Consider the following 8,972-nt stretch of genomic DNA (forward strand, 5'->3'; position numbering starts at 1 on the left):
TTGGCAAAATTCTGCCGCTAAAAAGATGACGCAATCGAGGGGTGTTCGGAATCCAACGTTTGCATTGCTGCGGGTAGTCTGTCTGTTCAAACAGGTACCCGCCAGAAGAGAGAGGCCAGTTCAACCTCCTCTTCAACGGTGGGTCGTCACTCAGTTATGGTGACGCAACCCGCAGTCGCATGTTCTTCGGGAGAATTTATTATGGCCATGTTCATTAACACTAATACGTCATCACTGAACGCCCAGCGTAATTTGATGAATACCACCAAATCTCTGGATACCTCGTATACCCGTTTGGCATCCGGTTTGCGTATCAACAGCGCAAAAGATGATGCTGCGGGTTTACAGATCTCCAACCGTTTAACTTCTCAGATCAATGGTCTGGATCAGGGTAACCGTAACGCTAACGACGGCATCTCTCTGGCACAAACGGCTGAAGGCGCAATGGATGAAGTGACCGGCATGCTCCAGCGCATGCGCACCTTGGCGCAACAATCTGCCAACGGCTCAAACTCAGCAAAGGACCGTGAGGCTCTGCAGAAAGAGGTTAACCAGCTTGGGGCCGAGATCAACCGTATCTCTAAAGACACTACGTTTGCTGGTACTAAATTACTGGACGGCACTTACGGCGGAACTTTCCAAGTCGGTGCTGACGCCAACCAGACCATCGGTTTTAGCTTGTCTCAAGCTGATGGCTTCAGTATCTCTGGAATTGCTGCTGCGGCGAATACTACCGTTGACGTAGGCACCGTGATTGGTACCGCGATTAACGTTACTGCTATTTTTGCTGCAGGTAGCTCCATCAGCATCAGTACTCAGAGCGGAGCACAGCAAGTCCTCGCTGCTGCAGACGTCATGCTGGGAGTTGTGGATAGCAAACGAGCTGAGCTTGGTGCCGTACAAAACCGCTTGGACTCAACCATTCGCAACCAGGCAAACATCTCTGAAAACGTCAGTGCTGCACGTTCGCGCATCCGTGATGCCGACTTTGCGACTGAAACAGCCAATATGACGAAGCAGAATATTCTGCAGCAGGCGGCCTCAAGCGTTTTAGCTCAGGCTAATCAACGCCCTCAATCAGCACTATCTCTGCTTGGTTAATAGTTCCTCACTTTTGTGTAGCAGTCTGAACTCAAGCGGCCAACTTAAGGCCGCTTGAGTTTTATTGAGCGTTCTGAATACAACCTGGGAAAAGTCGGGTAATGCTTGCGTTATGTCTGCAAGGCTGGTTGAAAAAGTGATGAGAGAAAGCGTTCTGTTTTTGCCAATAATGTCCTAAAGATTGCGACTTGGCCGCCGTTAACCAAGATGAGGCAATCGAGGGGTGTTCGGAATCCAACGTTTGCATAGCTGCGGGTAGCCTGTCCGTTCAAACAGATACCCGCCAGAAGAGAGAGGCTCGTTCAACCTCCTCTTCTACGGTGGGCCGTTGTCAGCTTTGACAGCGCAACCCGCAGTCGCATGTTCTTCGGGAGAATTTATTATGGCCATGTTTATTAATACCAATACGTCATCATTGAACGCCCAGCGTAATTTGATGAATACCACCAAATCTCTGGATACCTCGTACACGCGTCTGGCATCCGGTCTGCGCATCAACAGCGCGAAAGATGATGCAGCGGGTCTGCAGATTTCCAACCGTCTGACCTCCCAGATCAACGGTTTGGATCAGGGTAACCGTAACGCCAACGACGGTATCTCTCTGGCTCAAACGGCTGAAGGCGCGATGGATGAAGTGACCGGTATGTTGCAGCGCATGCGTACGTTGGCACAGCAATCTGCTAACGGTTCCAACTCAGCCAAAGATCGTGAAGCATTGCAGAAAGAGGTTGACCAGCTGGGGTCAGAGATCAATCGCATTTCCAAAGATACGACTTTTGCGGGAACCAAGTTACTTGATGGTTCTTATACAGGTACTTTCCAGGTCGGTGCTGACGCCAATCAGACGATCGGCTTTGCACTTGATCAATCCGCTGGTTTTAGCATCTCCGGTATTGCTGCCGCCGCAGCGACAACTATTGCTACAACGGCAGCTGCTGTTGGTGTCACGACCATTTTTGTTGGTGGAAGTGCTGGTGGTATCAGCATTAGTAGTCAGAGTAACGCTCAAAACGTATTGGCGGCAGTGGACTCAATGTTGGGAGTGGTTGATAGCAAACGAGCCGAGCTTGGTGCGGTACAAAACCGATTAGATTCGACTATTCGTAACCAAGCTAATATCGCGGAAAACGTTAGTGCCGCTCGCTCTCGTATCCGTGATGCGGATTTTGCGACCGAGACTGCTAACATGACCAAGCAGAATATTCTGCAACAGGCCGCATCCAGTGTCTTGGCTCAGGCTAACCAGAGACCGCAGTCTGCTCTTTCCCTGCTTGGGTAATGGGTTGACTAGGCTGACTAAGATGGGAGAGATAAGATGGCAACCGAAATAGGCAATCTGTCATCTGCCAATGGCGCTTCCTTACAGCTAAGTGACAAGAGCGGCCAGGTGGCCGCTCAACTGCTTTCTGGCACGGTTGAGGATGCCGGGACTGTACAGCAAAAAAGTCAGGAGCAGGCAAAGGAAACTGAGCTTCAACAAGTGCAGAGCCAGGCAGATATTGAAAAACAGGTACAAAACTTGCAGGAATTTGGCAAGTTGCAAGGGTGGACCGTTAATTTCAGCATGGAGCAGGAGTCTGGCCAGGTTGTAATAAAGGTAATGGACTCTGATACCCGCTCGGTGATCCGGCAGATCCCTACAGAAGAGTTGATTGCTATCCACAAGCGGATCCAGGCGTTGCAGCAAGGTGAAGCAGGGGCGAACCCTAAACGCGGACTGTTGTTTGATAGCGAGATTTGAACCGAATTGATGAGGAGAAGATAACATGGCCATTACTTCTGCCGGGGCGGGCTCTGGGCTTGATCTTGAGAGCGTCATCGCTGCTAGCGTAGCGGCCAAGAAGGCCCAGCTACAGAAACCGATTTTGACCAAGCAAAACAGCACCCAGATCAGCATATCTGGTATAGGCCAGCTGAAGTCATCCCTCACCGCATTCACCGATATTCTCGATACCTTGAGCAAACCAGGGGCCTTCAACAAGCGAGCCGTCACCATCACCCAAGATAAAGATAACCCGGTGATGAAGGTGGAGAGTAAAAGTGGTGGCTCCAATGGTCAGTACAATATTACCGTCAATAAATTGGCAACCACTAGCCGTGTTGAAGGTGAATTTGCCAGTTCGACAACTCCACTTGTGACTCAGGATGGTCAGTTGACCTTCAAAGCCGGTGACAAGGAATTCAAGGTTGATGTCAAGGCAGGGGATACTCTGCAAGACATTCGTAAAAGTATTAATAGCAACGGAGATAACTTCGGTCTTAGTGCAAATATTGTCAATACTGCCGATGGTAAGGCAAAATTTGTTATTGACTCTGGGATATCTGGAGATGGCAAAGATTTGCTGATCACTGGTAATAATTCTGAGCTGGATATCTTTGCAACTGGTGCTACTGGTTCTGCGATGAGCCAAAAGCAAGCCGCTAGTAGTGCTGAAATTACTGTTGATGGTAATACACTTAAAAGTGATACCAATGTGTTTGACGACTCTATTCAGGACTTAAAATTAACGGTTTTACGGGTATCAGATAAAGAAAGTGATGGCACAACTCTGAAATCCAATAAAGTTGCCATAACAACTGATAAAACTGCGATTCAGGATATGGTCAAGCAGTTTATTGATGGTTATAACGCGCTGCAAGATAAAATGGACGCGTTGGGCAAGCGTAATAGTATCGTTGGTGGAGTTAGACAAGATGATGGTGGCGCGCTCGCTGGTGATGCGAGCACTCGTACCATTAGCAGTTTTATGGCTAATACTGTAACAAATAAAGCAGGTACCAGTACGACTTACTCAACCATCTTTGAAGTAGGCATTAAGATGGATAATAAAGGCAAGTTGTCTCTGGACAAAACAAAATTTGATGATGCTGTTGATAAAAACTTTGACCAAGTCGTTGGGCTTTTCGGTGGAGAAAAGGGTATTGCTGCAACCTTGAATACAGGTTTAAAAGAGTATTCCAAGTCTGGCGGTATGCTGGATCAACGTACAGATGTTTTGAATGCCGATCTGCGTAGCTTGAACCAGAAGCAGGCCACATCAAACGCTCAATTGGTTAAATACGAAGCTTCACTACGTGCTCAATATGGTAGCCTAGACGCCTTGTTAGTGAAAATGAATCACTCAGCGGCAGCACTGCAATCATTACAGATTAATAACAAGAAATAAATTTATATTACGAGGAGCAGGCTATGTACCAGCGTAATCTTAAAGCATATAAGGCAACCAGTGTCACTGCTGACTTGGCTGTTGCCGATCCTCATCGTGTTATTCAGCTCATGATGCAAGGTGTACTTGAACGTTTGGCTCAAGCCAAAGGTGCAATTGAGCGTCGTGATATGGAAGCAAAATCTACCGCTGTATCGAAAGCTCAGGGATTATTACATGGTTTGCAGGATGCACTTGATATGAGTCAAGGGGCTATTGCTGAAGATTTATATAGCCTCTATTCCTATATGGACGAGCGAATTTGGGATGCAAGCCTTGCATTGGATGTAGCCCCGATTGAAGAGGTCATGGCTTTGATGGTTACTATAAAATCTGGTTGGGATCAGTTACCCGATTCAGCTAAACAACAGGGCTATCAAATGAGACAGCAACTGGGTGAGTTGTAATGACCACTTTAGCCTCTTTGCAACAAGCTCTCACAGAAAATTACGAGCAACTTCAATATCTATTAGCCAGAAAAAGCTATGATGATGCTCTGGTCTGTATGGATGAGCGGATTTCTTTGATTGATCGTTTGCTGCATCTCGCTGAAAGTGAGCCTTCACTAAAACAAGATACCACTTTATTGGCTACATTACTTTTTCAACAAGAAGAAAGCATGAAAAAAGTGGCATCTGATCACCGTAAAATCATTTTCAATGAGTTGTCTGTGATTGGGTTGGCGAGTAAAGCAAAGCAAATTTATAGTGTGAATAGCAAGGAGTTCTGATGTCGGAAAATATTGATGATATTTTGGAAAAAGCTGAAGGTGTTGCTTTACGACTAAAAGAACGTGCAGAGCAAGAGGCTGCCATGTCGGTGGCCTTGCCGCTTCGATTCTCACAGAATATTGCTGCATTTCGTAAATATATCCCCCATATTGCAGATATGTATGAGTCATATCAACCAAGCCGACCATTTCGTTTTTTTTGTAATGAAAATGGCCAGCCAAATATGGCTTGGATCGATGATGATGTCGCGGTATATGGTGATGAGCCGTATCTTATCTGTGAGACATTAGTTAAAGAGTTCATGGATAAAGGGGGGTTATCCAAGTTCTCATTTAGTCAAGAAGCCAACCCACTCGGATTTATGCACGTTGAGTATCTTAATAAACTCAATGCTTATCTTGATGATATTTCTGTTCGAGAAGAGCCATTAAAAAAAGTACCAACTGAAGTTCCGACCGCACTGGTGTTTGGGGTTGGGTTGGGTTACCACCTTGGTTATCTTTATGAACAATGCAAAATTGGCACTTTATTTCTTTTGGAACCAGATTTAGATCTTTTTTATGCATCTCTTTTTTGTTTCGATTGGGCTCCTTTGCTTGATTATTTACATAAAGAGAACCTCGGTCTACATATCTTATTAGGCCAAGATGAAGATACTATCTTTAATGATTTTGCATCGGCTATTCATAGCCGAGGTTCTTTTCTTATCGCTAATGCCTTTATCATGTGGGGTTACCAAAATGATAAAATCAAAAGTTTAATTGAGAGGGTCCAGCAGGAGTATTATCTGCTAGTGATGGGGTGGGGTTTTTTTGATGATAATCTGATAGCTCTTTCTCATACGGTTGATAATCTTGAACGAACTGTTCCATTCCTGGTGCAGGGGAAGAAAATCCCATCGGAATATAATAGAACCCCAGTTTTTGTGATTGCGAATGGTCCATCTTTGGATGCATCTCTTCCTATTATTGAAAGAAATAAAGAAAAAGCAATTTTAATTTCATGTGGTAGTGCTATTTCTGCATTGCATAAAGTAGGTATTAAACCAGATATTCATGTTGAGACTGAACGAACTAAGATTGTTTATGATTTCTTGGTTAATATGAATGACCCAGATTATCTTAGAGATATACTTTTCCTAAGCACGGATGTTATTCACCCTTATTGCTCAACGCTGTTCGACAAATCAGCATTAATGTTTAAACTTAGTGAGCCTGGAGTTATACTCTATCATGTAAACTTCCCTCATCTTCCCAAATATGCTGCATTGGGAGGGGTAAACCCTTTAGTCGGGAATATCGGGGTGAGTGCTCCTATTCATCTTGGTTTTAAAAATATATATTTATTTGGCCTCGATAATGGTTATAAAAACAAAGGGCATCATCACTCGAAATTTAGTGCTTATTATAACAGTGATAAAAGTGCTGAGGTACTAGGTGAGTTGATGTATGGAGACAGCCAGTGGCAGCATGAAGGTAATTTTGGTGGTGTTGTAATAAGTAACGCCATGTTTAATACATCTCGAAAAGTTATTGAGCAAGTATTAGCTGCGAATGAACATGTTCAGTGTTTTAACTGCAGCGACGGGGCTAAAATTGCAAAAGCAAGGCCATTGCCTGATAGTGAGATCAATTTTTCATCAGTCATAGATAAAGCTGAGCTGATTCACCAAATTACACAGCTATCAACTCTGATCCCTCTGTCAAAAGAAGACTTCAAACCATATCTGGATGTTGAGTTTTTCGATGTTTTAATCGATAAAATGATAGGTGAGTGGCAACAGAAGTTCTCATCTAGAAATGAGATTAATCAATTAATGTTGCGTAATTTTGGTTATCTCGCACAGATTGCAGCAACTCGGCAAAAACATATATCTCAAATTATGATTGGCTCAATGAACTATGTGTTTACCATATTGAGTTCAATTCTCTATTCTTTTGATGGAGAGGAAAAAACGATGGCGCTGATGAGGCCAGCAATCAGCTTATGGTTAGACTTTTTGGCGAAAATAAAAGAGATGTATCCAAGAGCTTTCGATAGTGTTGATATGGTTGATAATGAAATTATGTCATTTTTTAGAAAATAATGATGTTTCTGATGTAGTGAACAATGCATTATTCTTTTTGTGGGAGGCTAATGCCTCCCTTTTTTATTATTAATTTGGGTGGGGATATGGATTTTTTGCATCAAGAAGCTGCGAGTCTTTTTTCAATAGTTGAACAGAAACCAATGCATCTGGTTCCAGCTCGTGAGTACCATCATGATGCATGACGTGCTCAAATACTCGACAATAACTTGGATGCCAACTGAACATACTACTGTAATTCATTTTATGGCTAAAAATGTTGGCATGATGTTGGTAGTCATTTCGATAGTGTCCTGTCGGAGGACAAAAATCGTAAATAGCCATTACCCCCTTGTCTGCGAGCAATCTGTCACTATTAGCCGCAATGGTGAATAAATCCTGTGGATCGCATAGATATAAACAAAAACCGAAAATTATCAGATCGACAGGTTCAAAATAAGGTAAACCATCTGCAGTTCCAACACTTAGATTTAATGCAGGATAGCTCTTAGCACCATCTTTAATAGCTGCTTGTGAGGGATCTATACCATAGCAGGTGGCACCATAATGGTTAGCCAGTTGTGCCAATCGCCAACCATTGGCACAACCAATTTCAAGGATTCGTTTCGGTTGGTAGCCGATATTTTGTAACGCTATGAATATGGGATCATTACTCAGAGATTTTTTATTGATGCAGAATTTATTTCTCTCATACCATGCATCAGCCTCTTCTTTCATGAATACGCTTTTTTGTTTCATATACAATACCTTGTAATATGAGAGTTATAATTTAATGCTTTAAGGTTTCATAAAAAATCATCGATATGAACTGCCTTTCCACGATTAATATCTTGGCGAGCTTTTTTTCCCAATATTTGTGGCAATGCTTCAGGTGGCAACCCATAACCTGGCCGGATCCGTCGGATGTGTTCCGGCTTTATGGTGGTGCCCGCTGGAATGTCGGTAACAAAATACAAAGAACGACGAAATCTCAGGTTTGCTTGTTCAGCCTGGTTGTCACCACTTTCTCCTGACCCCAACGCTTGCCAGCAGAGTTTTGCCTGGCTGCAGAGCTCTTTCAGTTCATGTGGTTCAAGTGAGAACTCTGCATCCGGGCCGCCATCAGCGCGAGCCAAGGTCAGGTGTTTCTCGATGGCCACAGCGCCTAACGCTATTGCCAGTTGAGCGGCAGTATTCCCCAGCGTGTGATCAGAGAGGCCAACGGGCACTGAAAATGTCTCTGCCAAGCGGGTAATCCGCTTGAGATTGATATCGGCAAGAGGGGTTGGGTAGCCACTGACGCAATGAAGTAGCAGGATCTGTGGGCAGCCATTTTCACGCAAAATGGTCAGGGCCTTGGCAATTTCAATTTCAGTCGACATTCCGGAAGAGATAATGACCGGCTTTCCTTGCTGAGCTATGTAGCTGAGCAGGGGAAAGTCGGTAATTTCGAATGAGGCAATTTTGTATGCGGGAGTACCCAGCTCCTCCAAAAAATCAACAGCACTCTCGTCGAACGGAGTTGAGAAGATGGTCAATCCGCGCGACTTCGCTCGTTCAAAGAGAGGCTGGTGCCATTCCCACGGGGTATGAGCCAGGGTGTAGAGATCGTAAAGGGTATGGCCATCCCATAAACCGCCCTGAATATGAAAATCCGGTAGATCACAGTCGATTGTCATAGTGTCAGCGGTATAGGTTTGCAGCTTGATGGCATCAGCTCCCGCATCGGCAGCAGCATCTACCAGCGCCAGTGCCCTCTCCAGCTGGCCATTATGGTTGCCGGAGAGTTCGGCAATTATATAGGGGGGGGTATTTGGACCGATTGTACGTCCATTGATTGTAAATTCATTCATAATTATCATTAAATCC

9 protein-coding genes are annotated in these 8,972 nt (G+C 44.4%); 7 read left to right on the forward strand and 2 right to left on the reverse strand.

Annotated elements, in window-relative coordinates; genetic code table 11:
• Positions 1-201: 201 nt before the first annotated feature.
• The 7 genes from ACTG20_RS09830 to ACTG20_RS09860 all read left to right on the forward strand — a co-directional run bounded on the left by ACTG20_RS09830 (position 202) and on the right by ACTG20_RS09860 (position 7,124).
• Positions 202-1,101, forward strand: a complete 900-nt coding sequence (locus ACTG20_RS09830; RefSeq protein ID WP_123172804.1) for a flagellin N-terminal helical domain-containing protein — start codon at positions 202-204, stop codon at positions 1,099-1,101.
• Between the two features lie 382 nt (positions 1,102-1,483).
• Positions 1,484-2,380, forward strand: coding sequence for a flagellin N-terminal helical domain-containing protein (locus ACTG20_RS09835; protein ID WP_064336735.1), 897 nt, complete (start codon positions 1,484-1,486; stop codon positions 2,378-2,380).
• Between the two features lie 36 nt (positions 2,381-2,416).
• Positions 2,417-2,842 (forward strand): flagellar protein FlaG, encoded by a 426-nt coding sequence (locus ACTG20_RS09840; RefSeq protein ID WP_139463964.1) that lies wholly within the window; start codon positions 2,417-2,419, stop codon positions 2,840-2,842.
• 25 nt (positions 2,843-2,867) lie between these two features.
• Positions 2,868-4,268, forward strand: a complete 1,401-nt coding sequence (fliD, locus tag ACTG20_RS09845; RefSeq protein WP_042083792.1) for a flagellar filament capping protein FliD — start codon at positions 2,868-2,870, stop codon at positions 4,266-4,268.
• A 23-nt stretch (positions 4,269-4,291) separates the two neighbouring features.
• Positions 4,292-4,714 (forward strand): flagellar export chaperone FliS, encoded by a 423-nt coding sequence (fliS, locus tag ACTG20_RS09850; protein ID WP_194495725.1) that lies wholly within the window; start codon positions 4,292-4,294, stop codon positions 4,712-4,714.
• Positions 4,714-5,037: a hypothetical protein gene (locus ACTG20_RS09855; RefSeq protein ID WP_194495724.1), complete on the forward strand. Its 324-nt coding sequence runs from the start codon at positions 4,714-4,716 to the stop codon at positions 5,035-5,037. Before fliS ends, ACTG20_RS09855 begins: the two co-directional genes overlap by 1 nt.
• The gene (locus ACTG20_RS09860; protein ID WP_194495723.1) at positions 5,037-7,124 is read left to right on the forward strand and encodes a motility associated factor glycosyltransferase family protein; all 2,088 of its coding nucleotides are present in this window, start codon (positions 5,037-5,039) and stop codon (positions 7,122-7,124) included. The genes ACTG20_RS09855 and ACTG20_RS09860 overlap by 1 nt, the downstream gene beginning before the upstream one ends.
• A 69-nt stretch (positions 7,125-7,193) precedes the next feature.
• Here the strand turns inward: ACTG20_RS09860 and ACTG20_RS09865 are convergent, their stop codons facing one another.
• Together ACTG20_RS09865 and pseI are read right to left on the reverse strand one after the other, a co-directional pair.
• Positions 7,194-7,862 carry a class I SAM-dependent methyltransferase gene (locus tag ACTG20_RS09865; RefSeq protein WP_194495722.1) on the reverse strand — a complete coding sequence of 223 codons (669 nt, stop codon included), beginning with the start codon at positions 7,860-7,862 and terminating at the stop codon, positions 7,194-7,196.
• Between the two features lie 47 nt (positions 7,863-7,909).
• Positions 7,910-8,956, reverse strand: coding sequence for a pseudaminic acid synthase (pseI, locus tag ACTG20_RS09870; protein WP_194495721.1), 1,047 nt, complete (start codon positions 8,954-8,956; stop codon positions 7,910-7,912).
• Positions 8,957-8,972: the final 16 nt, after the last annotated feature.

The sequence above is a fragment of the Aeromonas sp. 84A genome (assembly GCF_051919345.1).
Lineage (GTDB): Bacteria > Pseudomonadota > Gammaproteobacteria > Enterobacterales > Aeromonadaceae > Aeromonas > Aeromonas veronii.

Coding starts and splice junctions, on each gene's coding strand:
- ACTG20_RS09830 (WP_123172804.1), top strand. CDS start 202: ATGGCCATGTTCATTAACACTAATACGTCATCACTGAACGCCCAGCGT.
- ACTG20_RS09835 (WP_064336735.1), top strand. CDS start 1,484: ATGGCCATGTTTATTAATACCAATACGTCATCATTGAACGCCCAGCGT.
- ACTG20_RS09840 (WP_139463964.1), top strand. CDS start 2,417: ATGGCAACCGAAATAGGCAATCTGTCATCTGCCAATGGCGCTTCCTTA.
- fliD (WP_042083792.1), top strand. CDS start 2,868: ATGGCCATTACTTCTGCCGGGGCGGGCTCTGGGCTTGATCTTGAGAGC.
- fliS (WP_194495725.1), top strand. CDS start 4,292: ATGTACCAGCGTAATCTTAAAGCATATAAGGCAACCAGTGTCACTGCT.
- ACTG20_RS09855 (WP_194495724.1), top strand. CDS start 4,714: ATGACCACTTTAGCCTCTTTGCAACAAGCTCTCACAGAAAATTACGAG.
- ACTG20_RS09860 (WP_194495723.1), top strand. CDS start 5,037: ATGTCGGAAAATATTGATGATATTTTGGAAAAAGCTGAAGGTGTTGCT.
- ACTG20_RS09865 (WP_194495722.1), bottom strand. CDS start 7,862: ATGAAACAAAAAAGCGTATTCATGAAAGAAGAGGCTGATGCATGGTAT.
- pseI (WP_194495721.1), bottom strand. CDS start 8,956: ATGAATGAATTTACAATCAATGGACGTACAATCGGTCCAAATACCCCC.